Genomic DNA, 25,199 nt, shown 5'->3' with positions numbered 1-25,199 from the left:
ATGCCAAAGCCAGCCGTACTGACCGCCCTTGCCGAAACCGTCGAAGCGTTGAAGCCCGAATTCGCTGCGATGAGCGATGCGATCTGGGGCCATGCGGAACTGAGCTTTCACGAAGAGAAGTCGGCTGCCGCCCAGATCGCCATGCTGGAAAAGCACGGGTTCCGCGTGACGCGCGGGCTCGCTGAGATAGCCACCGCCTTTGTCGGCGAGATCGGCGAGGGTAGCCCGGTGATCGCCTTCCTTGGCGAGTTTGATGCGCTGGCCGGCTTGAGCCAGGTGGCCGGCGTCGCCGAACCGCAGGCGGCGGTCGAGGGTGGTACGGGCCATGGCTGCGGCCACAATCTGCTCGGCACCGGCTCGATGCTCGCCGCCGTCGCGCTTGCCCGCTACCTCAAAGAGAACAGGCTTCCGGGCACGATACGCTATTACGGTTGCCCCGGCGAGGAGGGTGGTTCCGGCAAGACCTTCATGGCGCGCGCCGGGGTCTTTGCCGATGTCGATACGGCGCTGACTTGGCACCCGGCGCCCTTCAACGGTGTCCGCTCGACCAACAATCTCGCCGTTCTCGAAATCTATTATCGCTTCAGGGGCGTCTCGGCGCATGCGTCGAACGGCGCGCATCTCGGCCGCAGCGCGCTCGATGCGCTGGAACTGATGAATGTCGGTGTCAATTTCCTGCGCGAGCACATGCCGCAGGATTGCCGCGTGCACTATGCGATCACCGATGCCGGCGGCAAGGCGGCAAACGTCGTCCAGGCGCGCGCCGAGGCGCTCTATCTCGTTCGCGCTCCGCAGATGCCGGAAGCGCTGGCGCTTGCCGCTCGCATCGACAAGATTGCCAAGGGCGCTGCCATGATGACCGAGACCGAGGTCGAGATTGCCTTCGACCGGGCGGCGACGAATCTCCTGCCCAATCTTGCCTTGGAAACGGCGATCCACCAGAACATGGTGGCGCTCGGCCCGGTTCCCTTCGACGAGGCCGACATCGCCTTTGCCAAGGAAATCCAGAAGACGCTGACGCCGGAGGCGATCTCAAGCAGCATCCGGCTTTACCAGATCAAGGCTGACGTCTTCGCCAACAGTCGTCTCGACGGTTCGACGGGCTTGCATGTCGGTCTCCGGGATTTCGAGGGGCAGTCGCATTTCCGCGCCGGCTCGACCGATGTCGGCGATGTGAGCTGGATCACCCCGACCGCACAGTGCTGGGCGCCCGCCTGGGCGATCGGCACCGCGCCGCATACCTGGCAGGTCGTCGCACAGGGCAAGAGCGCGGCCGCGCACAAGGCCTTCGCCCATGCGGCGAAATCATTGGCGGCAACGGGTCTCGATCTGATCCTCGATACCAATCTGCTGGCGCGTGCAAAGGCGGAGTGGCGCGAAAAAACGGAGGATAAACCCTATCAGTGCCCGATCCCGCCTCACATCGGCCCCAAGCTCTGATCGCCGATTTGACGGCTTTATCGAACGTCCGCGCCGCCGTTCGCGGGCGTTTTTCTTTGCGAGATTGGCACCTTCAGCCCGCCGTTCGCTATTGCCTCCGATCGTGGTCCAAGTCTTGACGCGAATCATAAGCTCAGGCATCTCTGTTACGGACTTTTTCGAATAAGTGCTGATCGGCCGTATTTGAATGGAATCTCTGTTAATGCTCTCCGGCCGCGTGGGCCGTCAGGTGCATGCAAGGAGTATGGCGGAATGAATATGACGGCAACCCAGGCAAGGCAGGACGCGGATCACTCCCAGGCTCGCCGTCCGGCCGACGAAGCGATCGCCGCGGATGCGCGCGCTCTTTCCGAACAATTGAAGGCGATGCGTGAGCGGCTGTTCCCGCCGACCGCGATGAAGACGCTACGAAGCTTCACCTCCGGCGAGGCGGCCAAACTGATCGGCGTCTCCGACGGCTATCTGCGCCAGCTCTCACTTGCCGGAGAAGGGCCGCAGCCGGACACCGGGCTCGGAGGTCGCCGTTCCTATACGCTCACCGACATCAACGCGCTGCGCCGTCATCTGGCCGAACAGGCGCTGGCCAAGGGCAATGCCGCCAAGGCTCGCAGCTATCTGAAATGGCGCGACGCAGACGCGGGCGAACATCTTCAGGTCATCTCGGTCACCAACTTCAAGGGCGGCTCCGGCAAGACCACCTCGTCGGTGCACATCGCTCAATATCTCGCCATGACTGGCCACCGGGTGCTGGCCGTCGACCTCGACCCACAGGCCTCGCTCTCGGCACTCTTCGGCTACCAGCCGGAACTCGACCTCACCGGTAACGACACGCTCTACGGCGCGATCCGTTACGACGCCGAAGCCCGCCCGCTCAAGGACATCATCCGCAAGACCTATTTCGACGGTCTTGATCTCGTGCCCGGCAATCTCGAACTTCAGGAATTCGAACACACGACGCCGCAGGCACTCAGCGCCCGCCACAATGGCAGCGATGCCGGCCCGCTGTTCTTCGCTCGCGTGCAGACCGCACTCGCCAGCGTTGCCGACGACTATGATGTCGTCATCATCGACTGCCCGCCGCAACTCGGCTACCTGACGCTCTCGGCGCTCTGCGCTTCGACATCCGTCATCGTCACGGTGCACCCGCAGATGCTCGACGTCGCCTCGATGAACCAGTTCCTCTATATGACGTCGGATCTCCTCAGCGTCGTGCGCGAGGCCGGCGGCGAGCTGAATTTCGATTTCCTGCGCTACCTCGTCACCCGCTTCGAACCGAATGACGGACCGCAGGCGCAGATCGTCGGCTTCATGCGCTCCCTCTTCGGCGACCGTGTCTTGACATCGGCCATGGTGAAATCGACGGCGGTTTCGGATGCCGGCCTGACGAAGCAGACACTCTACGAGGTTGGGCGCGAGAATTTCACGCGCGCCACCTATGACCGCGCGGTCGAATCGCTGAACGCCGTCAACGGCGAGATAGAAGCACTCATTCATGCGGCATGGGGGCGCTGATCGACATGGCTGGTAACCGCAAGAACGAACTGCGCGCCCTTTTCTCCGGCAACGTGCCGGCATCGGTCCCGGCCGCGCCGGCTGACCAAACGCAGCCTGCCGCCGGAACGAACGCCCAGCCAGCCAAGCCATTGGCGGCCAAGGCGCCGCTCGCCGAAGTGCCACGGGCAGCCTCTGGCGCGATCAAGGCCATGGGCCTTTCGCTCGGCACCATCACCCGCGAAGCGGAAGAGGCGCGCGCGCTCCGTGAAGCCTTGCACCAGGGCGAGCGCGTGGTCGAACTCGATCCGGACCTGGTCGATGCCTCCTTCATCGAGGACCGGCTGACCGACGGTGAGACCGATGATCCGGACTTCCTGGCGCTCGCCGACAGCATTCGCGACAGCGGCCAGCAATCGCCGATCCTGGTGCGACCGCACCCGGAGAAGCAGGGCCGCTACCAGACGGCCTATGGCCACCGGCGCCTCAACGCCGTCCGTAGCCTTGGCATCAAGGTCAAGGCGATTGTCCGGCCGCTGACCGACGACGAACTGGTGCTCGCTCAGGGCAAGGAGAACGCCGAGCGTCGCAACCTCTCCTTCATCGAGCGGGCGATGTTTGCTTCCGCGCTTGCCGACCGCGGCTTTGACCGCAAGGTGATCGGCGAGGCGCTTGCCGTGCAGAAAAGCGAGCTATCGCGTCTGATCCAGGTGGCCGAAGGCGTGCCTCCGGTGATCGCGCGCGCCATCGGCCCGGCGCCCAAGGTCGGCCGCGAGCGCTGGATGGCGTTTGGCGCGCTGCTCGAAGACGATGCTGCGGTGCAGGTCGCGCAGGAGGAAAGCCGCTCACGCCGCTTCCTAGAAGCCGAAAGCGATCATCGCTTCCAGATTCTCTTCACCCGGCTGTCGCGCAAGCCGAAGTCGGAGACGGTGAAACCGGAGACGCTGGTCGACGCCGGCGGACGAGCCTTCGCCAAGCTCAAGCGCGATGGCAAGAACGCCCGAATCGAATTTGCGGCGGATGTCGATCCGGCTTTCATCGACGAGGTGGCTGAGCTGCTCGCTAAGCATCATGCCGCCTTTGCATCCGGCCGCGAGGGCTGACGACGGCCCCGCAGCCAATTTCAGCTTAAATCCATCGCCATCCCCCGTCTAATCACCGGGGATGTTCTGAAACAGCTGAAAGCCTGGCCGCGCGGGCAATGGCCGAGGCAAGAATCGTGACTTTCTATCTATTCGTCGATGGAAAGGTATCAATCCCTACATGGTTCCGGCATTAGGTAGCAAAAGCCACCAAATGCGGCCTATGTATTTGACTCGCATGAGAAATTCAGTGTTCGGCGAGTGCGTCGCGGGTTTTAAGATAGCACCTGCAAGAGAGCCGACGGTGAACTGAGGAAACCGCCAACTACCAGGCCAACGAATCCTAACGCCAACGCTCCGACGATGCCGTGGTTTTCCCAGCCGATGTAAGCACCTACAGTGGTTGCTGTCGCGATGATCGAAACCGCCCATAGGATTTTGATCAGCGAAACCGCACGACGAATGGCTGTTGGCTTGTCTTCGGTCATGCGCACATCAACTTTCTAAAACGCCTGTGTCTTCGATGTAAGTATGGAAAACCCATTCCACCAGAGGTTCAGGTCCATCATCCATTTACAGCGGATCATTTCCGTTCTGGCCAACCGCTTTTGCGGCCTCGACAATTAACCATTTGAGCCTTTCTCCGATCGACTCCAGCGGAAAGTCCAGGTAAGAACCTGGGTCATGTTCAGGATGATACGCATACAGCTCTGATCTCCCCGCGGCCATTTTCAGCCGCCGATCCGCTGTGCCTGCCGTCGACTTCTGGAGCCTGAACATGACCCTCAACGCCATCACTACCCCTGTCCATCGTCCGCAGGCTGCGGCGTTGGCCGTCAGTGCCTTGGGCGGGGGCTTGGAAATACGCCCGGCCTTCCTCCGGATCGCGGAGGGGTTGAGCCATGGCGAACCCCGAAGACACGCCCAAGGGCCAGCACTTCCTGCTGTCGCCAGAGTGCCGAACGCTGACGGTGCTCGATCTCGCCAAGATGCGGGATACGACTGCCTACAACTGGTTTAAACGCCTGCGCTGGCACGAGACGGAGGGCGAGCCCTACTGCCCCAAGTGTGGAACGTTGCGCTGCCACACGATGAGCCGCAACCGCTTCAAATGCACCGAGAAGACCTGCAAGGCCGTGTTCACCGTAACCTCAGGCACGGTCTTCCATGCGCGGAAGCTGGGCTTCAAGAAGATGCTCATCGCCATCTGGTTCTCGGCGAACTCGGTGAAGGGCAAGGCGGCGCTCCAGCTCTCGCGCGAGATCGGCGTCCAATACAAGACCGCTTGGGTCCTCCTGATGAAGCTGCGCGAGGCCATCGCGTGGCGCAGGGAGGAGATGGTGCTCGATGGCGAGGTCGAGATTGACGGCAAGTACGCTGGCGGCCACATCCGCCCTGAAAACAAGGCTGAGGATCGCATCGACCGCCGCCTCAGGAAATACCAGAACATGAAGCGTCTGTGCGCTCTTGCGATCCGCCAGCGCGGACTGGGAGGCCAGACGTTTACCCGGATCATCCGAGACGAAGACAGCAACGCAGCCTGGGCGGCCGTCCGGGATCACGTGTCGCGGGAAGCCACGGTCTTCGCGGACGAGCATGGCAGCTATAACGACCTCGCTGGCCTCAACGAGCTGCAACGCGTCAACCACTCAAAGGCCTATCAGACCGACGATGGCACGAACACCAACCAGGTCGAGAGTTTCTTCTCGCGGGTCCAACGGGCCTATGTCGGCATCCACCATCGGTTTTCGTTGAAATACTTCGACTGGTATGTGGCCGAGCTCGCGTGGCGCGAGGATTGCCGACAGGTGAGCAATCGCAGTCATACGTTCCAGGTGCTGGGCCAGGCACTGTCTCGCCCGACGTCACGCTATCTGTGTGGGTACTGGCAGGGCAACAAACCGCCGGACCTGATCTGGGAAGGCTAAGCGGCGACCTCCCACAGAACCTTACGACCGTCGAACTGGCCCGACTGCCGAACGCGTCCCGCCGTCGTCAGTTGGGTGAGGACTGCCGACAGGCGGTGTGCGATGTCTGAGAGATTGGCTGGCTCGCTCGCGATGCCGATCTTGGCTGCAAACTTCGCTGCGCAGTCGGTCACCGAAATCGGTTCCCCTGCCTCGCGCAGGACCTCCAAGACGGCTTGGCGCTTGTTTACGCCGTTCATGGCCGCTTTCACCTCGGACGACGACGGCTTGGCCTTTCGAGAGCGGTTACCCTGTTCAGGTCCCGTTAGCGCCGATCCCTGATAGTCGGGCTCGTAGCTCAGGATGACACGGTCCAGCGCTCTCATCAGCTCCTGAATGTCTACCCGCTCCCTTTCAAGCTGCTGCAGCCTGTCAGTCAAGGCGGCTCGCTTCTGCTTCAACTCGTACGCTACACTCATTCGAGGCTCCGTTTTCACCGGAAACCAGGGTAGTCGGGATGCCATTTCAGGTCTGGTGGTTTTTGCTACCTAATGCCGCATGGTTCAATGCTGCCGCCGTTGTCGCTGTACGGAAAACGAAGACCGGGCACAGCGTTATCATCGCCGAAACTGGCACATCCACGCTTGTTGCCGAGACCTATGAGCAGGTCCTAGCCGCTTTGACTGCTGCAAACGTGATGGAAACGCCAAGGCGTGTCGGGGCCAACAAAGTGGCCAAGCGCAGCGCTACCGATAAGTTGCGTGAGGTCAGAGCCTGACGGTACTGTTAGGCGAGGTAGAGCGCTCGTTTCGCGGTTCACTTGAGGGGGCGCTGGATAAGGGCGATGGTATGGACGGGTTCTTCATCAGCTCCCTTGCTGACGTCAGTTGCGTTCAGTCAGCGACGGCCGTGATACGTCGCGGCCGTGAATATCGCCGCACCCGCCAGCGATCTTGTTCGGCGCGAAGCGGCTTGAAGGCGGCAGCGAATTCGGTTTGCGGCTAGCCGACGTTAACGAGCTTGGGGCGCCGAAATTGTACACCCACCGAACAATCAGCTCCGGTATTCGCTAGCTTTATCGAGAACGAGGTCGCGGTTCCATTCCGCTCAAGGCGAGCGAGACAACATGTTGCCGGCTTCCAACCGGCTCTGTTGGGCGGAGTTCCCTCTACTTCCTTTGCTCTGAACGCCGAGTAAGTATCAGAAGCGTATGCGGCCAGCGTGCCCCCGCCTGCGTCTCAAGTGGGGCCGTTTGCGGTCCGACGGCTTCCCGAATGCAAGAAACGAGAGCGTTTAGACCGCCTTGCTTTTCCGGAGGCGGACGGCTGCATACGTACAGTGGAATACGTGTGAAACTATCGCCTCGCTACTTGGTGGGGAACTTGCGAAAGCCTATATTAGACCCTTCATACAAACAGTATCCGCGAGGTCTGAGTTGGCTGTCACCGCTTTCATTTCTTACTCGCATGCCGACACGAAACATCTGGAAAGACTTCATAAGCATATGGCCCAATTGCGCAGAGATGGCGTCTTTGAGACGTGGACCGACCACGCGATTGTGCCTGGATCGAACCTCGACAGCGAGGTCTTCACAGCATTGCGTGCCAGCCAAGTTTTCATCGCATTGGTCAGCCCCGATTATCTCGCTTCGAATTACTGTTACGAGAAGGAATTCGAAGAGGCGCAAAAGCTCGAAGCCGAAGGCCGCCTACACATCGTGCCAGTTATCGTGGAGCCCTGCGACTGGCTCTCGTCGCCCCTAAAGAGCCGGATGGCGCTGCCGAAGGACGGTAAACCAATTCCGGAATGGACAAACGAGAATGTCGCATACTTAAACGTCATCCAGGGGCTTCGTGCTGTAGCGACATCCACGCACAAAAAGCCTTTGGGTCTAGCTGGTGGACGGGACGCAGCGGACGTTGGCGGTCGTCGCCTAAAGATCAAGCAGGAGTTCGACACCATCCAACGGCGAGAATTCGCGGACGAGGCCTTCCGTGTCATCCGGAATTACTTCAAAACCTCCTGCGAGGAACTGAACCAGGTCGAGGATCTCCGAGCCCGCTTTGAGAGCATGAGCGACAGCGCTTTCACGTGCACTGTGGTAAATCGCGGCTACAAAGGCGGCCGTGACGCGCACATCACGGTCCACAACAGCAAGGGCAGCCGTTATCACTTCGGCGACATCAATTACTCATGGCAATCCCATAGTGAGTCAAATACGTCGAACGGTCACGTCAAAGTCGACGCAGACGAGTACAACATGTTCCTCTCGCTGAACGATTTCATGAGCAGCGAGAAGAAACGGTATGACGCGAAACAGGTCGCCGACGTCCTCTGGCTCGAATTCACCAAGCAGGCAGGGATCGAATATGACTGAGGTGAAGCGCTTCCAATGTCTGAACTGCGGTCATCGCTTCGAGATTGACGTGTTGACGCCGGATGAGAAAAAGGAGGCGAGGAGGAAGGACGAGCCGGTCTACCCAGTGGCTTGCCCGCAATGCCGGCGGACCGATGTAAGGGGTGGCTGGGGCTAGGCGCCGTTTAGGCCTCGCCGAGATACTGGACGGACAGGCGTAGCTTTGGAACCGCCTCGGTCCCGAGGAGGAGGTTTCATTGTCGAACGAAGCGGAAGCTGAAGGTATTGGTGCCATTGACCAACTCTACGACATCTTAGAGATGCTCGAAGAGGATATAAAGGATCTAGAGGGAGCGAGGCGAGAGCGAGTAAACGTCTTCTTGTACCAGGGCATCTTTGAGGCGATCAGTTTTTTGAACGAACTCGGGATGGCGGGTCGGCTAGGCCTATCTGCGATGGACCTCGGTCTTCGCCCCTGCTGCCCAGGTCGGTTCAGACGCCTCATCTCGTAGGATGCGAACAACGCGATCAATGTCGCCGTAAGCAACCCCATTCGCACGACTTTAGGCTCATGGCGTAAATCTGAGAACTGCCAGCTCCGCCGAATGGAAGAGGCGGCTGTCGCGCCGCCCAGACGGTTGTTTGCGCCACTGGCTCCTCAGCCCGGTGAGCGGACGGCGCATGCCCCCCAGCATTCCTTCCCCTTCTTAACGATGGGTGGGCGTCCTCTGTTTTGATTTCCGAAGAAAATATGCTGTGTTGCAATATGCAACTTGAAATCGAAGTGTATTGCGGTCTAGCATGCGACTATGGGCTGAGTAGCCGTTGCTAGATGTTCGGCAACGGGGTAGGGGGAATGGTGCTTGCAGGGGCGTTGAGTGGCGCGGCTTCGAATGGAGCTGTGTCCGAACAGGATGATGCGACGGCCGAGAAATTGGCTGAAATTAAGACAAAAGTGCATTCGATCTTTGGCGAAGTCGTGCTGGCGATGAGCTCTGTACCTCGCTACAGAACTCAGTCACTGGCAGACCTTGCACACCTGATCATAGAGCCTCTGGCTCGTGACCGCATTGCGGTGGCTTCTCCAAAAGCGAACCCGAGCGAAAGCTCCCCGCTCTCGCCAAGTGCCGTTGCCGTATGGGCAAGCGTTTCTGTTGAAGTGGACGCCAAGATAGCGGAACAAACGAAGGCTGGCGTCTTCCCGATCCGTCTGAAGCCCGATGATTGGGCAAGTGGAGAGATCGTGTGGCTGTTGGACGTGATCGCGCCATCGCGCGAAATGGCAACGGCTGTGCTTGCTAACTTCAACCGCGTTGCCAAACGCAATGCGGTGAAAATCCACCCCTTGGTCGCCCGGTTGGTTGATGCGGAAGTGCTGCAAAAACTTGTCCGCAAAGGCGACGACGACAGTTCTTCCCAAGACTCTAGTTCGATTAATTGAAGCCATTGTACCTTGCCCGCGTTCGCTACGCGAGCACCGGGATAAACTGGGCATGTGGGCATCGATGACCCGAACGCGAATTGCATCGTTGATCTTGTGGGCCGCTGTTCTGGCGACTCTGCCGGGCTGCGGGTTGTTTGGCTTCCAGGATTGGACCTGGCATCAGAAGCTGACGGTCGTTGTTGAAACCCCCCGCGGCGAAATTACTGCCAGCTCGGTTACCGTTGCAGAGTGGGAAATGCCACCCAAGTGGTTCAAAATTGGAGATTCGGGCGGCGGCGGCGGCGCAGGTACACTCAAGGGCGAGGCTGTTGTTCTCGAAGTGGTGCCCGGTCGGTACCTGTTTGTTCTGCTGAAAGGGTACAGCCCGGAAACGGCTGTCTTCGTCTTGGCAGATCCGCCATTGAGAGGCTATGGACGCGAGGAGTTTAAGCGTGGTCTCGACAACCTCGAATCAACCCGCGGCAAACGCGAGATTTCCCGGAATTTCTACCCAGTCTTCGCAACGATTGATGATGTGACCAACCCGTCGAGCATCAAGCAAGTCGATCCTGATCACCTCGAGGCCTCTTTTGGACCTGGCGTCCGATTGAAGTCCATCTCGCTGTCCGTAACCGAAGAACACAGAACGAGAGGCTACGTCGAGGCCGCTCTTGGTCCTGATTTTTTCAAGAAATGGGTCGTTCTGATGAAGGAGGACTTCAAGAAGAACGGGCCGTTCGTGACGCCGTCATTCGCATTTCAGATTTCTCCAAACGACTTTTTTGTAAGGGATTAGACCAATGTCCATTTCGCGGCAGCTGTTCACTGCGATCCTATCCATGGATTCCTACAATCGGGCAGCAGCGCATCGGTCAGTTGCAGCAGGAAGCCGATGGACTGACGGCGCGCCGGTCGGCCAAGGACGACGAGTTGCGATTGATTGAGCAGGAAATTGCCGGCATCTCGACCTTGCACGAGAAGGGCTTGATGCCGTTCTCGCGCCTGGCAGAGCTGCAGCGCATGCGGGCGCAGCTCTCGGGCGAGCGCGGACAGTTGACGGCCGAGATTGCCCGCGCCGCCACCCGCCGGACCGAAACCGAACTGCAGATCCTGCAGCTCGACCAGGACCGCCGCTCGGAAGTGCTGACCGAACTGCGCGACGTCGACAACAAGCTGGCAGAGCTCACGGAGCAGCAAGTGGCAGCGCAAGACCAGCTGAAACGCGTCGACCTGCTGGCGCCGCAGGACGGTATTGTCCACGAAGTGGCGGTGCATACCGTCGGCGGCGTGATTTCTCCGGGTGAGACGGTGATGCAAATCGTGCCGGTCAACGACAGTCTCGTTGTCGACGCCCGCGTTCAGCCGGCCGATATCGATCAGTTGCATCTCGGACAGAAGGCGGTTCTGCGCTTCTCGGCCTTCAACCAGCGCACGACGCCCGAGATCGCCGGTGAGGTCCGGACGATCGCCGCCAATCTGAGCACGAACCCACAAACCGGCGAGGCCTGGTACACGGCACGCATCCAGATCCGAAAGCCAGAGCTTGATCGTCTTGGCAGTCTCGCTCTGCATGCCGGCATGCCGGTGGAAGCGTTCATCCAGACTGGCGAGCGTACGGCGCTTTCTTACCTCATCAAGCCGCTTGCCGATCAGATCGCCCGCGCAATGCGGGAGGAGTAGAGACCTGGCCGCTTTGGGCGGCGACCTTGTATTGACCGCTTGCTGGCGGTTCGATTCCGTTCACATCAGGATTTTTGTCAGTCCATTCGAGTGTTCCGATTGCTCTTCTCCAAGGGCTTCACGGGCAATGTGCTGTGTTTGTTTCCGATTTGTGCGTTTAGGATCGCATAATGTATCAACGGGAATAAGACGATGGGCTACGGCGCGCCTCGCCGGTCAGGAATCTAAAGCGACAGGAGGTGAGGCTTTAAGACGTCCACGGTTTCCGTAAGGCCGTTCGCCTCCATATCTAAAAGCAGGATATCCGCGGTTTTTTCCGGCTTTCTGAAGCGCTCTCTCATACGCCTAATCGCTGCCACCGCTCTGCCGGTATCCAAGGCGACAGTATCAGCAATAAAGGCATCCGCCGACTTCGCTTCAAGGTTCAGTCTGCGGAGCAAACCCTCGGGGAAGTCTTTCAGATTTTCGGTCACGATTACCGCAGCCTGCGTTTTCAGAGCGGCTGCAACTACATGCGCGTCGTTTTCGTCAGGAAGACCGTCACAGGCGGAGAGAAACTGATCAAAATCAACGACCATCGCTTCCTCGAATGCAGCCTCCATGCTTGCTCTCGCGCGCGATGCTCGTACGGATGCGTCGGCGACGTCCTTATCAGCCAGGATCTTCTCGATAGCCTTCTGGGTTTCATCAAGAACAATTGCCGACCAGCGGAGGCGGTAAAATTCCGCTTCCGCAAGTGTCAGCAGCAAGTTTCGCTTTAGTGCACTTGCTAGTGTGCACGCGTCGACGAAGGCAGTGAAGCGATTAGCGAACAAGCCTACAGATACTCCGCGTCCAGCTCGGCAAGATCTGCAAGGGCCTTACTCCGCCTCTCGTCGCGCTCCTTCTTGTATTTGAAAAGATGATCCGCCTGAATTCTTCGATGCCGGCCAACAAGTGAGTACTCGATCTCGCCCTTGTCGAGCAAGGAAACCAGGAATGGCCGCGATACATTGAGAATGTCTGCAGCCTGCTGCGTCGTCAGCATTTTGCTGACGGGAACGAGTGTCACCGCGTCGCCTTTGCCAATATGCCTCAATAGCTCCATGAGCAGACTAGATAGCGCCGGGGTAAGGGTGATGTCCGTTGGCTGCTGCGTCTCATCGTCGAGCACGCGCAATTTCGCGTCGCCGGTAGCATGCGCCGCTAATATCTTCCGCAGGTGGTTTGCTGCAGCTTTTTCAGAGGCCGATGGCAGGCGTCCGCCGAGTTCCTGGGCTGCTGCTGGAACTGTCATTTTTATAGCCCTCCGTTGAAACCCATTTCTACGCTATATTCGCAGCAGACGCAATAAACGAAATAAACGAAAGTAGCCGAAGCGCTCTGGGGCTCCCGTTGGCATCTTGTAATTTTTCCGTAAAGTACGTATTTTACGGAAAAATGGAGGTGCATGATGACATCCACCGTGACCGCCGCTGCGGTCTCCAAGAATTTTGGAGCCTATCAGGACGCAGCCGTGCGCGAGCCGCTGATTATCACCAAGAACGGCCGACCGCGCACGGTTCTGATCGCCTATGAGGACTATCTTCGCCTTATGCGGCGCGAGCGCCAAGTCGAGCTGACGAGCGCGTTGGATGCAGACGAGCTCGCTGCAGTCGAAAAATCCACGATGGATCCCGGACTTGACCATCTCAATGCCGAATTGACGAAGGACGATAATGCTGCCGACTGAGCCGAAGGTAGGCTGGGTCTTCCGCTATTCCTTATGTGGACGGCCCCCTGCTCGCAAGATATTCTGAGACGATTTTGATCCGATCGCTTGCGCCCATATGTCCGGCCTGTTGTTGCGCTCACATAAACGCTGGCCAAGATGGTTTCCGCAACGCGAGTTCCAAACATCTCTGCGACCTTGTAAAAGGCCAAGGGATAAGACGGATTGTCTCACGTCTCGGATCGATCGATCACACCATCTGCTCCTATCTTGCAAGTTCGGGAATCAGCAACTCAACGCGGATTGTAAGTTAGAACTTCTCGTGTCGAGCGGATCATCATGTCGCGTCAGCCACCAGAGCGGACGCATATTTTGCGTTGTACCTTTCTCCGGATACCATGATCTTCCAGGCGATACGCGCCATCTTGTTGGCAAGTGCGACCGCTGCGAGTTTCGACGGCTTGCGCTTGAGCAGTTCGGCCAGCCACGAAGAGGCCTTACCGTGTCGTCGAGCATGTTGAATGACAGCCGTTGCCCCGGCCACCAGCACCGCTCGCAATGCCTCATCGCCTGCCCGCGTGATGCATCCGAGTCGCAGCTTTCCGCCGGTCGAGTGATCCTTTGGTGTCAGCCCAATCCACGCCGCGAATTGGCGGCCGGATCGGAATAGCTCTGGCGCCGGTGTCTTCATGATCAGAAGCGCCGCGCCGATCGGGCCGATGCCGGGAATAGTATTGAGACATTGGCAGCGTTCGTCGGCTCGCTGCCATGCCATGAGCCTGGCATCCACGTCCGCAATCTTTTCTTCCAGCTGGGCGTATTCCTCCGCCTGACTCGCGAACAATTCCCGTGCCAGCTTCGGCACGGTCTCGTCGGACTGTATCCGTTCAAGCAGCAAGGGAATATGCGCCAGCCCCTTGGCGACGGAAATGCCAAATTCAGTGGCGTAACCTCGCATTGCATTGGCGAGTTGGGTGCGGTTGCGGATCAAGCGATCCCGGACGCCGACCAACATGGTGGCGGCTTGCTCATCGGCTGCCTTGACCGGCACGAACCGCATCGTTGGGCGGCTCATCGCCTCGCATAATGCCTCAGCGTCGGCAGCGTCATTCTTGCTCCGTTTCACGTAAGGCTTCACGAGCTGCGGCGCGATCAACTTCACCTCATGCCCGAGCGAGGTCAGCAGCCGAGCCCAGTGATGGGAGCCGCCACAGGCTTCGATGGCGATTACGGTTGGCGGACAGATCCTGAAGAAGTCGATCATTTCCTTGCGGCGCATCTTCTTGCGCAAGACCGGTTTCTCAGCGGCGTCCACGCCGTGGAGCTGAAAAACATGCTTTGACGTGTCCATGCCGATGCGAATAATCTTGTCCATGGGCGGCTCTCTTTGTTTGAGATCTTAACGACTCACTCTGGCACGTTTCGATGCCGTTCGGGGGCCGTCCACACCAACATCTCTGGCACTGGCAGCATTTGGAAGGAGGGACAAGGATCGCCCGACGCTCGTTCTTGCCATCGTTGCCACCTTGGAAGATGGAACGCCGGTGGTCCGCGTCCTTCCGATCACGCATACGCCACCTTCCGACTCGGCCGATGCCGTCGAGATCCCGCCGGCGACAAAGCGTCGTTTGGGGCTGGATGACGAACGCTCCTGGATTGTTTTGACGGAAAGTAACCGCTTTGCCTGGCCAGGGCCGGACGTCCGGCCGCTCGACACGGAAAGCGGCTACCACGGCCCGTTGCCTCCGGCCCTGTTCGAAGAGGTGAAGCGTCGTTTTGTCGGACTGGCGCGCAGCCAAAGACATCAGGCGACCCCGCGTAGTTCCTAAAAGCGCTTCCGGCAATTTCTGCAAAATGGCGCATCGCATGGCGTTCCGGAAGAGACGGGAACCCATCCCGGCAATCATGCGGTTCGCCAGCATATTGCGCTGGGATATTGATGCCGTAAAAATGCAACCGAACTCCCGTGAAGCCACTGTCAAGCCGAACGGCAGATCAACCCTGGGCAAAGGCTCGTTGCGTGTATGTTCACGGTCTGGGCCAAGCAGATCGCAAAATGTATCGTCTGGAAGGTGCCGTTCTCCGATGCTGGAGCGCTTTTGCGTAGCCTTTCTGACCCCTAAGCACTTGTCGCACTAATGTGGCGCTCACTTGGGGAACAGGAATGTAACGGCGGCGCGAACGCCCCAATCCTGCGGGCCGCCCTCCGGGGATTTCGCCCAGTAACGTGCACCGACCTGGAAGCTGACGGGTTGCTTGTCAAAGGTCACGAGCTTCGACACCGAGAGGTTGATGGGTACGCTCCATTGGTCGCTTTTCCAGTCGTACGTGCTTTCGGTGTCCAAAGTGAAGGTCCAGGCATCATGCGTCGTGTAGGAAGCGAACGGCTGCAGGAACGTCGAACTGATGTCCGCACGCCCGCCGTCACCCGCGACCGACCAGATATGATTGGCAAGCGTGCCGTAGGTCCATGGTCCCTCCTGCTTCAAGACTACACCTGTGGGACCGAGCCCCAGCTTCCCCCCGCCAAGCAGCGGCTCCGTCGCAGTTGGAATAAGGATGGCGGGACCAGCGCCCCAGATCAGCCCGCCGACCGTGGGTTCCTTGGGCGAGAAGAAAAAGCTCTGGAGCGTATCTCCAAGTCCGAACTGGCTTCCGCTGCCCCCCGCGATGTCGTCCTGCGATGTTACCGGGACAATAGTCCTCGAGATGACATTCCAATCCTCGTTCAGCTCAAATGGAATGACCGGCTGAATGTTCAGAACCGCCTTGTGTCCGTCGCTTGGACCATATCCGCTGTCGTAGTTGAACTGGAACGGTACGCTCACCAGCGAGGCAATCGGATTTGACAGTTTCTTCGCCAGATCGGCGTCCTGAGCGGCGGCGCTGGCTGCACCTCCGATAAGCGTCGCCAAGAGTGCGAGCAACCGAGAAGCCATCTGTTATCCCTTCCCAAAGCCAGATTAGAACCGGATAGTCATGCCGAGGATCGGCCCGTGCTGGATCATGTCGTAGGTGAAGCCGTCGTTGCGGTAGTTGACGCCCTGGGCACGGTAACCTGCTTCTGCCGAAATCGTGTCGTTGAACTTGTAGCCGACTGCTCCGAGCACATCCCAGTCGATGTCCGCACCACCCGCGCCGATCATGCCCCAGCCGGTGACGTAGACGGTGTCGGTGAACGAGTACCGGCCTTTTACGCCGGCGAGACCATCTACCCAGTTTCCCTCATCTGAACGGGAAAGGCTTCCGATAAGCCCGCCGTTCAGCGAAATCGTCGTCTCCGCGTGCCAGTAACGAGCCCCAGCAAGGACGTCGAAGCGAGCCTGCTGATCTTCATAAACTGTGTAGGCTGCGCCAAGCATCGTGGTGAACGTCACCGACTTGAGGCTGAGGTTGTCGGCGAGGATGCCTCTTGGTGTGGCTGCGTCGGTCGAAATCCGAACGTAGTTCATATCTGTGAACACGCTGAAGCGGCCGTAGCGGGCATCGCCAGCGGCCATGAAGGCAAAATCCAGATCGGAAAGGATGTCGCCGAAGTCTTGGCTGACGGCGACGGTCGGCAGGCCGAAAACCTGCGACTTGCCATTAAGACCCGCGGCCCAAAAGTAGGGCGAGAACGAAAACGTCCAGTCGTCAGAGTTTACGTGGACAGGCTGGGATGCGGTCGCCGGGAGAAGGTCGGCCGCCATCGCGGCAGGGCAAAAGGCCAGTGCCGTGACAAGACCAGTAATGTATTTGATGTTAGTTCGCATAAGTTCCCGCAAATGCCATGTCCTCAGCGGTCTGGATATCGGCTCGCTTGAAGCGCGAAATGAATTGGAAAGCTTGAACGCCACCCAATGCCCGGTCGCCCATCGCTGCTTTCGATTGCCAGCGCCCTCACCTGAATGTCCGTCCAACGCCCAACGACAGATACATGCTGAATTAGGTTTTCGTCGCGTAACATCTGGTATGTTCTGACCGTGCGGCTACTTCCTATTGCCAATACCCCACGTATTTTCGACGGGGCAGAGTCGCATCGTCGACCACCAATTCATAAAAGGTCTGGAGGCGAAGATCGCGGGTGGATTGGCTGGGACAGCTCCCGCCATGATGCCGTCGGCTGTTCAACGTTCAACAGGGTACAAATGAACGACCGCTGGTAATGACTTTTGGCGACACCGTGCGATTGAGTACCTCTGCCGTAAGGTAACGGGTGTCGCGAAGCGATGCCAAGCTTTTGGCGGAATAGCCTCGGCAGTATGAATGCGGACAGTGTCTCAAGGTCGGCAACGAGATAGTAGCGCTCGGGGCCGGCGCAATCGTCCCGCCTCGATGCGGACGACAGGTCTAAAGAGAAGCTTTCGCTTCTCTGACAATTGAGAGCGCGATCGACTAGCCCTTGATGCGGTCGGCTCTCCAGTAAGCGTCTGAGGCTTGCTCCTCCCATTGAGGGATGCTGCCACTGTCTCTCAATTAGGTAGTCGAGATTGCGGCCACGCAACGTGGCTTCAAAAGCGCATTTGTTGCAATCGAGCTAGGCCCAAACGCCAAATCAATGCCTTATCAGCAATCACATGCCACACCTTACGCGAGTAAAACGTGTCGTGCTCCCGTAGCTTACAGTTACGTACCTTGCGCCTTCCCCGCCAGCGCTCACGATGGCCGAAAAGCACGCCGGAATTTGGCATCGTCCTCTCCTGAAGATCAGGCCTCTCACAAACGGATAGACTGAATGGGAAAGGGTGTTGAATTCGTAACGAGCTACTTCAACACGAGCGCCCAGGCGATTGAGGAACTCGCCGCCCAATGTGAGGCCTTCCGCGACATCTGTGACGATTTCGCCTTAGCCAACGAGGAGAAGGATCGATGGCGGCGCTCCACATCTTCCGCTCGGCAACAGCGGATCGCCGAGTATCAGGAACTCATAGACAGCATCCTTATCGAGATCGAGCGGGAACTGGAAAGGTTCGGTAAGGGCCCTTTCGCAAAGCCATACTAATCCGAGAAATCATCTTTCAGATCACGCGACAGGAGGCAGTTGGATGATGAACGCGCAGAGTGGTCGACCGATTCCGGCCATTTCGTGTCCGCTGACAATAGGTGCGCACTGATAATCAATCTGGGGCTCCTGCAATAGGGCCAACCGGGACAAGACGGGAGTGATACAGATGAACAAATTATCCGGAATATGCCTCGTCGCTCTGGCGACGGGCCTGCTATCCACGGGGCCAACGTTCGCACAGGACGCCATGTCAGCGCCGGCGCAGAAGACGATCGGCGCGACAAAATCGCAAATGGTACCGTCTCTTGCCGTTCTCAATTCTGCGGGAGCAAAACTCGAAAACGGCAAGCTCACTATGTCTGGCGTCACCGCCAATTCGATCGTCTTCGCCGATCGGCCGGTGCGATCTGCCGGTCACGTCCTGACCTCCGAGTTCATCAAGCAATGGGGTGAGGGAACGGACAGCTTCGCCAAGGACCCTCCTAATGCAACAATATCAGTCCTGAGCAGCAAAGGTGACTCGGTCGCCGATGCCGTGGTCGTCTTGAAGGCGCCCAAGCTCGAGGGTGGCAATCTGACTTTCGACGTTGCCATCCTGGAAGGTGATCTGGCTGGGGCGGACGGCCCGGCATCGCTGTTTATCGACTGGTTTGCTGCTCGAGGCCCGTATGGCGGGGTAGCGGTTGGTGGTCGTGCCCCGGTGTGGCGCGGGGGATGGTATGCGCACCCGGGAGCCTATTACGGTGCAGGCGTAGTGGCCGGGGCTGCGATCGGCGCGGCGGCTGCCGAGCGTCGCTACTACGCTCCTGCGGCCTGTGGCTACTATCCCCAGCCGCCCTGCTACTAGGAGCGCGTTGCGGCATGAGCCAACACCAATCGTATACAAGGGAATGGCTTCGCGAGATCCGCATCTTTGCATGCCTTGGCTCTTGCCTGACGGGCCGGTATTGGGCCTGCGACGAAGAAAGGCTGCGAGGCTCGATCCTTGAGAGGACACGAGAGGCGCGCATGAGCAGCCTACCGGCATAGGAGCACACGCGACTCCGACGCAAAGGCATGGTTCGCGAGGGCGGTCATCTTTCAACCGCCACCCGGGGCCGTATTTGCACCGCCTCAACAAAATATAGCCATCCGGCGCCGTTCCGGCCCGTGCGGTCGTGACGGGACAGGCCGGTAACCACGCGTTTCGTTGCCGCTTGGGCCACGAGCGCAACCCAAGAGAGGAGCATGACAATGAAACGCATTGCAATGTTTTCCGTGATCGCCGCCCTGTCCGCCTTGAGCTTTGGCGGAATAGCTTATGCTCAGGCCGAAATGAACTGGCCGGCCAATATCGAAAAGTCGGTGAGTGAATTCAAGGGCGATAAAGTCAACGTCGTTCAGATCAGCACGCTGGCAGAACAGAATCAGACCCGCTTATGGGTGGAAAACGCGACGCCGGAACAACGTAAAGCCCTGGTCACGGCGATCGAAGCCAACAAGCCGCTTGCGGAACAGTTGAAGGCGCAAAATGTCGAGATAGAAAATATCGGCGGCGCCGAACAGGCCACCGACGGCGGACTGACGATCTACGTTCGCTAAGCGTCCCATGCCGATGAAGCGGGATACGGAACATAGCGCGTCCCGCTTCATTCTCATTCCATAAGCAATTTCCGCGCTAATCCTCCGACGCTCCACATTTATCGGCCTAAGGATTGCACGGGCATGCAGGGCCGCTGACACCGACGCCACTGCCGCTAGATACTGTGCGGATGCCAATGGCAACTTGATCCCGTGTCGATGCCGAGGTGGTCGGATATGAGATTAAGAGCGATAAGCCTTAGAATTTTACGGTGAGCCCGAGGATTGGGCCCTGCTGGACCGTATCAAACAGGAAGCCATCGTCATCGTAGTCGACACCCAGTGCACGATAGCCGGCGATCGCCGATATTTGATCGTTGAACTCATAGCCGATACCCAGCGCGACATCCCAATCAATGTCGGCGCCGCCTCCACCCACCAGTCCCCATCCCGTCAGATATACTTGCGGGGTCAGGGAATATTTGCCGCGCAATCCGACTATGCCATCAAGCCAGGTGGCATCATCGTTCCGTTCAATGCCGCCGAGAATGCCACCGTTGAAGCGGATCGTGGTTTCAACCGACCAGATCCGAACCCCGCCAACGAGGTCCAAATGCCCCTGCGGCGCATCGATGACTGCGTATCCAACGCCCAACAGGCCAGAGAATGTCTGCGAAGTCACATCGACGCGGGTTGCCAGGATCCCGTCGGGCGTGTCGCCGTCGGCTCCAAGCTTCGTGTACATAATGTCGCCGATAACGCTAAAGGGACCGTTGCGAGCCTCGCCTGCAGCCATAAAGGCGAAATCGAGATTGCTGAGAATGTCCCCGAAGTCTGCATCCATTTCCACCGTCGGCAGCCCGAACTGCTTCGTTTCACCGGACAGCCCTGCCATCCAAAAATACGGTGCAACGGAAAACGACCATCCGCTCGGGCCTTCGACCGTTTGCTGACCTTTCGTGAGAAGAGGGGAAACGTCGGCGGCAAGCGCGTTCCCGCCAACCATTGTCACGATTGCTGCCGCCAGGCCGAGATTGATATAGCAGTTCATAGGCTGATCCTCATTTTTCGTGCGAGCGACATGTGGGAGCGCGCTCCAAGCTCTGATTTGAAACACACTCCTTGGCGGCGTTCGCTGGCTTGCTGCCCGACGGGCCGGCTAACTCGTTCACATGGTGAGCGTAGTTTTCGCGTGTCGCTTGATCGACAGCGGCAACCGGTGCAGCGAGGATGAGGCCCGCAGCGCTGCCTGCTGCTGCCGCAACCCCGGTCGTTCCAGCGATAAGATGATCCCCAAGGCCCATCTTGCTGTCGGTCAACGTCTGGCCCTCTGATATCCGGGCGCCGATTAGCTGGACCACCTGCGGCGATTCTGCGAACTTGCCATGGTGCATGCTATCCCCGGCCTTCACCTTGGTCAGATCAATGACGGTGATATCATGGTCCGCCAACTCTTGCTTATAAGGGGCCTGCTCCGGATCGATCGATCCCAGCCGGGGGATGTCCCCCCAGACCCTGCGCGAGAAAGCGAGCGCCCGGTCGTCCTGCGATACGAAGAGGGTGAACCGCGGGTGCTGATTGCCCATGTCCTCGATCTGCGAGCGGAACACATCGACGTCGACGTCAGGCGCCGCGAGCATCACGTTTTTGAACTTTGTCGGTAGGCGTCCATTACGGATTGCCATTTGGCGAAGCGCTTCCAATGTCAGCCAGTTCCCCATGGAATGCGCAAGGATTGAGACGTCTTTCACTTGCTTATCCGCAGCCAGATATTGGAACAGCGATTCCAGCGCATTGCGGGTATAGTTGGTGCTTTCACGGTCATAGCCATAGGCCAACAGGCTGCCCCGCGACGGCCAGGTCACCAGAACGGGCGCGCTTTTGACGCCGGAATCATGGACGATCTGGGCAAAACGATAGACGGAGTCTTCGAAGCGATTGTTGAACCCGTGGATGAACACGAGCACGCTGCGGTCAGGGCTTTTCTGGACCGAAGTGCTCAGCCAAGCCTTAGCCTCGTCCTTCGTCAGTTCGTCCGCCTTCAGGGTCGCAAAGTCGGTGGCCGGGTTGGGGGGTAGCTTCTTCGGCCAAGCCACGTCACCGACCTTCCGCACAGCGGGGATGGATACGGTGATGTCGGCGAACCTTGGCGCACGCGCCCTCTCGCCCGAGAACATTTCTCCGGGCACTTGCGAGCGATCACGCGTTGTCGTGATCAACATGTCCACCCGGCTTGCGTCGGCTTGCGTCTCGGCGACCGGCGTCAATACACCCTTCGGATGGCCACCGCATCCCGAAACCACGATGAGCGTCAAGCAAAGGCTGATCACGTGGCGGCTGCCTGCATACCCTGTCCGACCGAAGACTGAATTCGTCAAAAGCGTCTCCACAAATCTGCTGTTCTACGACGTCACTAGTGAACTAACCTTGTCTGGCGATGACCCAACCCAAGGAGAGAAGACCGACAGCTGCAGTCCAACTGCCCAGCACGCGGCAAGCGACCCGCAACGGAAACGCTGTGGCCGAAACGACCAGCGCTGTGGCTACCACTATGATCGATGTCGCACCGGCGGTCGTTCCCAGAAGCGTAATGAGGCCGGCATCGTCGACCTGTATTTCTATCCCGTTCTGGAAACCGAAAAGCCCGCCATAGGCAGCTGCCACAGGGATGGCGAATCTTGGCGGCAGTTGAAGATCGGCGGCTATCGCAGCGCCGATCAGGAAAAGCGCGGCCCTGTTCACAATTTCCAATGTGCCTGTGGTGCCGAGGCTTTGACCAGCCAGGCTTGTGAGAAACAATGCGATCGGCGCGGCAAGCACGATTGCTCGCGCGGAGGCTGGTCGCTGTGCGCCCGCCAGGAGACTAAGTGCAATCAGCCGAATGACGTCCGTCGGGCTCAGGAGCAGGTGGATCGCACCATCGTAGAAGGGACCCACTCCAGAATTTACGAGATGCGCATGGGCGATCGATGGCGCTGACCACGCCAACAGTGCCATCACTGTCCCGACGCTATGCGGTTTCACGCCAATGCACCCAATAGAAAGTAGGAGCCGCCCAGCAGCACGCCTCCGCCGAGAAAGCGCACCGCAGTTCTGCCCCTTGGGAGCTTTTCCACCGCGCCAATTCCGATGCCCACGGCATGGAGCAGCCCGGTCCCAATGACGAACCCGGCGCTATAAAGGACTGCGTCGGCGCCCGGAGCGAGTTCCGTTCCATGCGCGTGCCCATGAAACAGGGCGAAGACCATCACCAATGGGATCGCGATCGCCAGGCTGATGCGCACGTCGGTCAGGATGAACAGCCCGAAGATGATCGAAGAAGCCGCAATGCCAATTTCGACCCAGGGCAGGGGAATTCCGAGAAGCCCCATCATCCCCCCGGCCGCCATGGCGACAGGAAAGACGATCGGGAGGATCCACAGCGCCGGAGGCCCAAGCAGGGCACCCCAAAGACCGACCGCGACCATCGCAAGCACATGGTCCGATCCGCTGACAGGATGGCTCAGCCCCGAGAGGAGCCCGCTGACGTGTCCCCCTTCCGCGTGCGCAAAAGCGGCTTCGGCATAACCCACAAGCATCGCGCATACGATTGCCGCGAGGAAAAACTGTGAGACGTATCGGTGTATCATTGGGCCTCGATGACAGTTTAGAAGAGAAGCAGCGTTCGTTCGATTGTCCAGTAGGCGCCCAGGGAACCGACGATATAGCCGGGGGCATAGCGCGCCCAGCCGGACAGATCGAATTGAAGCAGGCGCAGCGCGCGGTGGAGCATGAGGATCAGCAAAACAAATGCCAATTGCCCGATCTCTACCCCGACGTTGAAGAAGAATAGAGCGAGGGGAATATCGCCTTTGGGTAGTCCAGTCGTCACCAGACCGCTGGCAAATCCAAACCCGTGCAGCAGGCCGAAGGCAAAGGCGACAATCCATGGTTGGCGGAGCGTAAAACTTGTTTGGCCCCGCCAAAACCGCACGATCTCAACACCCAGGAACAGGATCGAAAGCGCAATCGCGGCGTTGAGAGGGCCGGTAGAGATTGAGACATAACCAAGTGTGGCTAGAGCGAGCGTGATGCTGTGCGCAACTGTGAAGGCGGTGATGGTCTTAAGTAACGAGCTTGCCGTGCGAACGATGATCATCAGGCCGACAACGAAAAGCAGGTGGTCGATTCCGAGAAGAATGTGCTCGATACCGAGCGACGCATAGGTTTTGGCCACTTGCCAGATGGTCTGATTGTCGGAGAGTTCGATCCACGGCCGCGCCGGTTTGATAATCTCCGTCACTTCCCGGCCGTCAAGCCAAGACATGCGGACCAGCACATCTGTAATCGTCGCCTGCAACCCCACGAAATCGATCCGCCGGCCTGCAATGTCGCCTTCGTCGAGCGCAATGCGGCGTCGTTCGATCGTGGAATCACTCAGGCGCTGAATGAGTGGATCAGCTCTGTCGCGAGAACCCTCGGGCATTTGCAGTAACACGGGCAATGGCATGCCGGCGTTGACTGGTGTCCGCCAAAGGACATCGTATTGTTTCGGCCCAATCTCCCGTATCTGAAGAAAGGCGGGTCGGGATTCATGCGCGTAGGCGACTTGCGTCGTGCCGACGCATGCAACGCAAAGCGCTGCGGTGAATTGCACGATCAACAGCCATAGGCAGCGCAAATGACGGAATCGGCCGGTCACGATCATGGAGTGCGGGCCCCCGAAGGCGGTTCTTCGCGATCGACAGCGGGAAGGGTAACCTTGTACTTTTCGCGCATCATTCGGTAGGCTTCTTCCCGGAACTCCGCACGTCGAGCATTGAGCCAGGCAACCCGAACCTCGTCCTCGACTTCGTCGAAGCTCGGCTTTGTCGGGAGCGTCTTGCGCTCGACGAAGACAGCATGCCAACCATATCCGGATTCGACCGGGCCGGCCCATTTCCCCGGTCCAAAATCAAAAACGTTCTGGGCGAACGTCGGGCCGAAAATTGTCTGAAGGTCCGTTTTCGTTCGCTCCGCATAGGAATTCTGGAACATGAACCGATCGCCGTCCTGCGGGTCGGTCATGGCCGCCACGGCTTGCGCAGCAGCGCGTTCGGCGTCTTTCCCGCGCCGGTCTCTCGAATAGTAAATATGGTGGAAGCTAATCCTTGGCGGCAGAACGAACTCGTCCGAATGCGAGTTGAACCACTCGCGCAGTTCCTCAGCCGTTGGGTCGTGAAGTGTCGACAGGTCTTCCGCCAGAAAATCCATCTTTTGCGCCAGTCGACGTTTGACGATGATGTCGTCTTGGTCGAGTCCCATGGCGATTGCTTCGCGATAGAGCACTTCCTCGCGAACCTTCGCCTCCACCAATCCCTGAACGATTTCTTTTGAAGGGGGAGGGAGCCCTTGAGACCGCCACGCGACGAGTAACTGATCAATGTCGCCTTCGCTGATGACGATCTCGTTTTGCTGACGCGCGCCCGTCGGCCCCTCCTGGCCGACCACCAGAAAGAGCACCCCGCCAATTACCGTGAAATGGACAAGCGGCTCACGGACGAGCCGCTTCAAAGCTTCATTCACTCGATTGCTCAAGATACGCCCTCAACCAAGCTGTTGTCGCTC

At 58.9% G+C, this 25,199-nt stretch carries 27 protein-coding genes and 1 pseudogene; 14 read left to right on the top strand and 14 right to left on the bottom strand.

All coding sequences use genetic code 11. The annotated features are described in order from the left end of the window. From AC1Z3V_RS04030 to repB, 3 genes are all read left to right on the top strand, one after another. Window positions 1–1,440, top strand: coding sequence for a M20 family metallopeptidase (locus tag AC1Z3V_RS04030; protein WP_483497345.1), 1,440 nt, complete (start codon window positions 1–3; stop codon window positions 1,438–1,440). A gap of 258 nt (window positions 1,441–1,698) precedes the next feature. Beyond that, window positions 1,699–2,952 carry a plasmid partitioning protein RepA gene (gene repA, locus AC1Z3V_RS04025; protein ID WP_483499548.1) on the top strand — a complete coding sequence of 418 codons (1,254 nt, stop codon included), beginning with the start codon at window positions 1,699–1,701 and terminating at the stop codon, window positions 2,950–2,952. Between the two features lie 5 nt (window positions 2,953–2,957). Beyond that, the gene (repB, locus tag AC1Z3V_RS04020) at window positions 2,958–4,034 is read left to right on the top strand and encodes a plasmid partitioning protein RepB (RefSeq protein ID WP_483497343.1); all 1,077 of its coding nucleotides are present in this window, start codon (window positions 2,958–2,960) and stop codon (window positions 4,032–4,034) included. 254 nt (window positions 4,035–4,288) lie between these two features. Here the strand turns inward: repB and AC1Z3V_RS04015 are convergent, their stop codons facing one another. Both AC1Z3V_RS04015 and AC1Z3V_RS04010 read right to left on the bottom strand, forming a co-directional pair. Next, window positions 4,289–4,501 carry a hypothetical protein gene (locus AC1Z3V_RS04015; RefSeq protein WP_483497341.1) on the bottom strand — a complete coding sequence of 71 codons (213 nt, stop codon included), beginning with the start codon at window positions 4,499–4,501 and terminating at the stop codon, window positions 4,289–4,291. An 85-nt stretch (window positions 4,502–4,586) separates the two neighbouring features. After that, on the bottom strand, window positions 4,587–4,793 hold the full coding sequence (locus AC1Z3V_RS04010; RefSeq protein ID WP_483497340.1) for a hypothetical protein: 207 nt from the start codon (window positions 4,791–4,793) through the stop codon (window positions 4,587–4,589). A gap of 122 nt (window positions 4,794–4,915) precedes the next feature. Between AC1Z3V_RS04010 and AC1Z3V_RS04005 the strand changes: the two genes are divergently transcribed. Further along, window positions 4,916–5,941: an IS1595 family transposase gene (locus AC1Z3V_RS04005; RefSeq protein ID WP_483497338.1), complete on the top strand. Its 1,026-nt coding sequence runs from the start codon at window positions 4,916–4,918 to the stop codon at window positions 5,939–5,941. On the opposite strand, the gene AC1Z3V_RS04000 is transcribed toward AC1Z3V_RS04005, so the two are convergent. Further along, window positions 5,938–6,399: a hypothetical protein gene (locus tag AC1Z3V_RS04000; RefSeq protein ID WP_483497336.1), complete on the bottom strand. Its 462-nt coding sequence runs from the start codon at window positions 6,397–6,399 to the stop codon at window positions 5,938–5,940. The genes AC1Z3V_RS04005 and AC1Z3V_RS04000 overlap by 4 nt on opposite strands. Window positions 6,400–6,437: 38 nt before the next feature. Between AC1Z3V_RS04000 and AC1Z3V_RS03995 the strand changes: the two genes are divergently transcribed. From AC1Z3V_RS03995 to AC1Z3V_RS03975, 5 genes are all read left to right on the top strand, one after another. Then, entirely contained in the window at window positions 6,438–6,698 is a 261-nt protein-coding gene (locus AC1Z3V_RS03995) for a hypothetical protein (protein ID WP_483497334.1), read from the top strand. Window positions 6,699–7,355: 657 nt separating this feature from the next. After that, entirely contained in the window at window positions 7,356–8,297 is a 942-nt protein-coding gene (locus AC1Z3V_RS03990) for a toll/interleukin-1 receptor domain-containing protein (RefSeq protein WP_483497332.1), read from the top strand. 835 nt (window positions 8,298–9,132) lie between these two features. After that, complete coding sequence (locus AC1Z3V_RS03985) at window positions 9,133–9,717, top strand: toxin-activating lysine-acyltransferase (protein WP_483497331.1); 585 nt, start codon at window positions 9,133–9,135, stop codon at window positions 9,715–9,717. A 52-nt stretch (window positions 9,718–9,769) separates the two neighbouring features. Further along, window positions 9,770–10,495 carry a hypothetical protein gene (locus AC1Z3V_RS03980; RefSeq protein ID WP_483497330.1) on the top strand — a complete coding sequence of 242 codons (726 nt, stop codon included), beginning with the start codon at window positions 9,770–9,772 and terminating at the stop codon, window positions 10,493–10,495. After that, window positions 10,393–11,379, top strand: a complete 987-nt coding sequence (locus AC1Z3V_RS03975; protein ID WP_483497328.1) for an HlyD family type I secretion periplasmic adaptor subunit — start codon at window positions 10,393–10,395, stop codon at window positions 11,377–11,379. Before AC1Z3V_RS03980 ends, AC1Z3V_RS03975 begins: the two co-directional genes overlap by 103 nt. A 224-nt stretch (window positions 11,380–11,603) precedes the next feature. On the opposite strand, the gene AC1Z3V_RS03970 is transcribed toward AC1Z3V_RS03975, so the two are convergent. Together AC1Z3V_RS03970 and AC1Z3V_RS03965 are read right to left on the bottom strand one after the other, a co-directional pair. Then, window positions 11,604–12,128 carry a PIN domain-containing protein gene (locus AC1Z3V_RS03970; RefSeq protein ID WP_483497327.1) on the bottom strand — a complete coding sequence of 175 codons (525 nt, stop codon included), beginning with the start codon at window positions 12,126–12,128 and terminating at the stop codon, window positions 11,604–11,606. Between the two features lie 68 nt (window positions 12,129–12,196). Next, window positions 12,197–12,655: a helix-turn-helix domain-containing protein gene (locus AC1Z3V_RS03965; protein ID WP_483497326.1), complete on the bottom strand. Its 459-nt coding sequence runs from the start codon at window positions 12,653–12,655 to the stop codon at window positions 12,197–12,199. A 156-nt stretch (window positions 12,656–12,811) separates the two neighbouring features. Here AC1Z3V_RS03965 and AC1Z3V_RS03960 point away from each other — a divergent pair, with 156 nt between their 5' ends. Further along, a complete protein-coding gene (locus AC1Z3V_RS03960) occupies window positions 12,812–13,090 on the top strand; it encodes a type II toxin-antitoxin system Phd/YefM family antitoxin (RefSeq protein WP_483497325.1) in 279 nt (92 codons plus the stop codon). 316 nt (window positions 13,091–13,406) lie between these two features. On the opposite strand, the gene AC1Z3V_RS03955 is transcribed toward AC1Z3V_RS03960, so the two are convergent. Beyond that, window positions 13,407–14,444 carry an IS110 family RNA-guided transposase gene (locus AC1Z3V_RS03955; RefSeq protein ID WP_334197338.1) on the bottom strand — a complete coding sequence of 346 codons (1,038 nt, stop codon included), beginning with the start codon at window positions 14,442–14,444 and terminating at the stop codon, window positions 13,407–13,409. A gap of 50 nt (window positions 14,445–14,494) precedes the next feature. Here AC1Z3V_RS03955 and AC1Z3V_RS03950 point away from each other — a divergent pair. After that, window positions 14,495–14,898, top strand: a pseudogene (locus AC1Z3V_RS03950) (plasmid maintenance toxin (PemK-like)). 318 nt (window positions 14,899–15,216) lie between these two features. Here the strand turns inward: AC1Z3V_RS03950 and AC1Z3V_RS03945 are convergent. Then, window positions 15,217–16,008: a transporter gene (locus AC1Z3V_RS03945; RefSeq protein WP_483497324.1), complete on the bottom strand. Its 792-nt coding sequence runs from the start codon at window positions 16,006–16,008 to the stop codon at window positions 15,217–15,219. A gap of 24 nt (window positions 16,009–16,032) precedes the next feature. Beyond that, window positions 16,033–16,758 carry a DUF481 domain-containing protein gene (locus AC1Z3V_RS03940; protein WP_483499546.1) on the bottom strand — a complete coding sequence of 242 codons (726 nt, stop codon included), beginning with the start codon at window positions 16,756–16,758 and terminating at the stop codon, window positions 16,033–16,035. A 1,025-nt stretch (window positions 16,759–17,783) separates the two neighbouring features. On the opposite strand from AC1Z3V_RS03940, the gene AC1Z3V_RS03935 reads away from it, so the two are divergent. The 3 genes from AC1Z3V_RS03935 to AC1Z3V_RS03925 all read left to right on the top strand — a co-directional run bounded on the left by AC1Z3V_RS03935 (window position 17,784) and on the right by AC1Z3V_RS03925 (window position 19,634). Next, window positions 17,784–18,050 (top strand): hypothetical protein, encoded by a 267-nt coding sequence (locus AC1Z3V_RS03935; protein WP_483497323.1) that lies wholly within the window; start codon window positions 17,784–17,786, stop codon window positions 18,048–18,050. A 169-nt stretch (window positions 18,051–18,219) separates the two neighbouring features. Beyond that, complete coding sequence (locus AC1Z3V_RS03930; RefSeq protein WP_483497322.1) at window positions 18,220–18,900, top strand: hypothetical protein; 681 nt, start codon at window positions 18,220–18,222, stop codon at window positions 18,898–18,900. Between the two features lie 386 nt (window positions 18,901–19,286). Then, the gene (locus tag AC1Z3V_RS03925) at window positions 19,287–19,634 is read left to right on the top strand and encodes a hypothetical protein (protein WP_429813692.1); all 348 of its coding nucleotides are present in this window, start codon (window positions 19,287–19,289) and stop codon (window positions 19,632–19,634) included. 238 nt (window positions 19,635–19,872) lie between these two features. On the opposite strand, the gene AC1Z3V_RS03920 is transcribed toward AC1Z3V_RS03925, so the two are convergent. The 6 genes from AC1Z3V_RS03920 to AC1Z3V_RS03895 all read right to left on the bottom strand — a co-directional run bounded on the left by AC1Z3V_RS03920 (window position 19,873) and on the right by AC1Z3V_RS03895 (window position 25,169). Next, window positions 19,873–20,619 carry a hypothetical protein gene (locus tag AC1Z3V_RS03920; protein ID WP_483499545.1) on the bottom strand — a complete coding sequence of 249 codons (747 nt, stop codon included), beginning with the start codon at window positions 20,617–20,619 and terminating at the stop codon, window positions 19,873–19,875. Window positions 20,620–20,674: 55 nt separating this feature from the next. Next, on the bottom strand, window positions 20,675–21,940 hold the full coding sequence (locus AC1Z3V_RS03915; RefSeq protein WP_483499543.1) for an alpha/beta hydrolase: 1,266 nt from the start codon (window positions 21,938–21,940) through the stop codon (window positions 20,675–20,677). Window positions 21,941–22,034: 94 nt separating this feature from the next. Further along, window positions 22,035–22,610, bottom strand: a complete 576-nt coding sequence (locus tag AC1Z3V_RS03910; RefSeq protein WP_483497321.1) for a HupE/UreJ family protein — start codon at window positions 22,608–22,610, stop codon at window positions 22,035–22,037. A 23-nt stretch (window positions 22,611–22,633) separates the two neighbouring features. Then, complete coding sequence (locus AC1Z3V_RS03905; RefSeq protein WP_483497320.1) at window positions 22,634–23,191, bottom strand: HupE/UreJ family protein; 558 nt, start codon at window positions 23,189–23,191, stop codon at window positions 22,634–22,636. Window positions 23,192–23,259: 68 nt separating this feature from the next. Beyond that, the gene (locus tag AC1Z3V_RS03900) at window positions 23,260–24,300 is read right to left on the bottom strand and encodes a HupE/UreJ family protein (protein ID WP_483497319.1); all 1,041 of its coding nucleotides are present in this window, start codon (window positions 24,298–24,300) and stop codon (window positions 23,260–23,262) included. Continuing rightward, window positions 24,297–25,169: a peptidyl-prolyl cis-trans isomerase gene (locus tag AC1Z3V_RS03895; protein ID WP_483497318.1), complete on the bottom strand. Its 873-nt coding sequence runs from the start codon at window positions 25,167–25,169 to the stop codon at window positions 24,297–24,299. The genes AC1Z3V_RS03900 and AC1Z3V_RS03895 overlap by 4 nt, the downstream gene beginning before the upstream one ends. Window positions 25,170–25,199: the final 30 nt, after the last annotated feature.

This window comes from Ensifer sp. 38_S197 (assembly GCF_056924495.1).
The sequence above is the reverse complement of the archived record's forward strand: the minus strand, read 5'-3'. Positions and strand labels throughout refer to the sequence as shown.

Bases quoted from the DNA above. Each gene is read 5' to 3' on its own strand.
- repA (WP_483499548.1), top strand. From the start codon at position 1,699: ATGACGGCAACCCAGGCAAGGCAGGACGCGGATCACTCCCAGGCTCGC.
- AC1Z3V_RS03985 (WP_483497331.1), top strand. From the start codon at position 9,133: ATGGTGCTTGCAGGGGCGTTGAGTGGCGCGGCTTCGAATGGAGCTGTG.
- repB (WP_483497343.1), top strand. From the start codon at position 2,958: ATGGCTGGTAACCGCAAGAACGAACTGCGCGCCCTTTTCTCCGGCAAC.
- AC1Z3V_RS04015 (WP_483497341.1), bottom strand. From the start codon at position 4,501: ATGACCGAAGACAAGCCAACAGCCATTCGTCGTGCGGTTTCGCTGATC.
- AC1Z3V_RS03975 (WP_483497328.1), top strand. From the start codon at position 10,393: ATGGGTCGTTCTGATGAAGGAGGACTTCAAGAAGAACGGGCCGTTCGT.
- AC1Z3V_RS03935 (WP_483497323.1), top strand. From the start codon at position 17,784: ATGGGAAAGGGTGTTGAATTCGTAACGAGCTACTTCAACACGAGCGCC.
- AC1Z3V_RS03930 (WP_483497322.1), top strand. From the start codon at position 18,220: ATGAACAAATTATCCGGAATATGCCTCGTCGCTCTGGCGACGGGCCTG.
- AC1Z3V_RS03900 (WP_483497319.1), bottom strand. From the start codon at position 24,300: ATGATCGTGACCGGCCGATTCCGTCATTTGCGCTGCCTATGGCTGTTG.
- AC1Z3V_RS03905 (WP_483497320.1), bottom strand. From the start codon at position 23,191: ATGCTTGTGGGTTATGCCGAAGCCGCTTTTGCGCACGCGGAAGGGGGA.
- AC1Z3V_RS04030 (WP_483497345.1), top strand. From the start codon at position 1: ATGCCAAAGCCAGCCGTACTGACCGCCCTTGCCGAAACCGTCGAAGCG.
- AC1Z3V_RS04005 (WP_483497338.1), top strand. From the start codon at position 4,916: ATGGCGAACCCCGAAGACACGCCCAAGGGCCAGCACTTCCTGCTGTCG.
- AC1Z3V_RS03920 (WP_483499545.1), bottom strand. From the start codon at position 20,619: ATGGTTGGCGGGAACGCGCTTGCCGCCGACGTTTCCCCTCTTCTCACG.
- AC1Z3V_RS03945 (WP_483497324.1), bottom strand. From the start codon at position 16,008: ATGGCTTCTCGGTTGCTCGCACTCTTGGCGACGCTTATCGGAGGTGCA.
- AC1Z3V_RS03960 (WP_483497325.1), top strand. From the start codon at position 12,812: ATGACATCCACCGTGACCGCCGCTGCGGTCTCCAAGAATTTTGGAGCC.
- AC1Z3V_RS03925 (WP_429813692.1), top strand. From the start codon at position 19,287: ATGAAACGCATTGCAATGTTTTCCGTGATCGCCGCCCTGTCCGCCTTG.
- AC1Z3V_RS03965 (WP_483497326.1), bottom strand. From the start codon at position 12,655: ATGACAGTTCCAGCAGCAGCCCAGGAACTCGGCGGACGCCTGCCATCG.
- AC1Z3V_RS03910 (WP_483497321.1), bottom strand. From the start codon at position 22,610: ATGGCACTGTTGGCGTGGTCAGCGCCATCGATCGCCCATGCGCATCTC.
- AC1Z3V_RS03955 (WP_334197338.1), bottom strand. From the start codon at position 14,444: ATGGACAAGATTATTCGCATCGGCATGGACACGTCAAAGCATGTTTTT.
- AC1Z3V_RS03995 (WP_483497334.1), top strand. From the start codon at position 6,438: ATGCCATTTCAGGTCTGGTGGTTTTTGCTACCTAATGCCGCATGGTTC.
- AC1Z3V_RS03940 (WP_483499546.1), bottom strand. From the start codon at position 16,758: ATGGCGGCCGACCTTCTCCCGGCGACCGCATCCCAGCCTGTCCACGTA.
- AC1Z3V_RS03980 (WP_483497330.1), top strand. From the start codon at position 9,770: ATGTGGGCATCGATGACCCGAACGCGAATTGCATCGTTGATCTTGTGG.
- AC1Z3V_RS04000 (WP_483497336.1), bottom strand. From the start codon at position 6,399: ATGAGTGTAGCGTACGAGTTGAAGCAGAAGCGAGCCGCCTTGACTGAC.
- AC1Z3V_RS04010 (WP_483497340.1), bottom strand. From the start codon at position 4,793: ATGTTCAGGCTCCAGAAGTCGACGGCAGGCACAGCGGATCGGCGGCTG.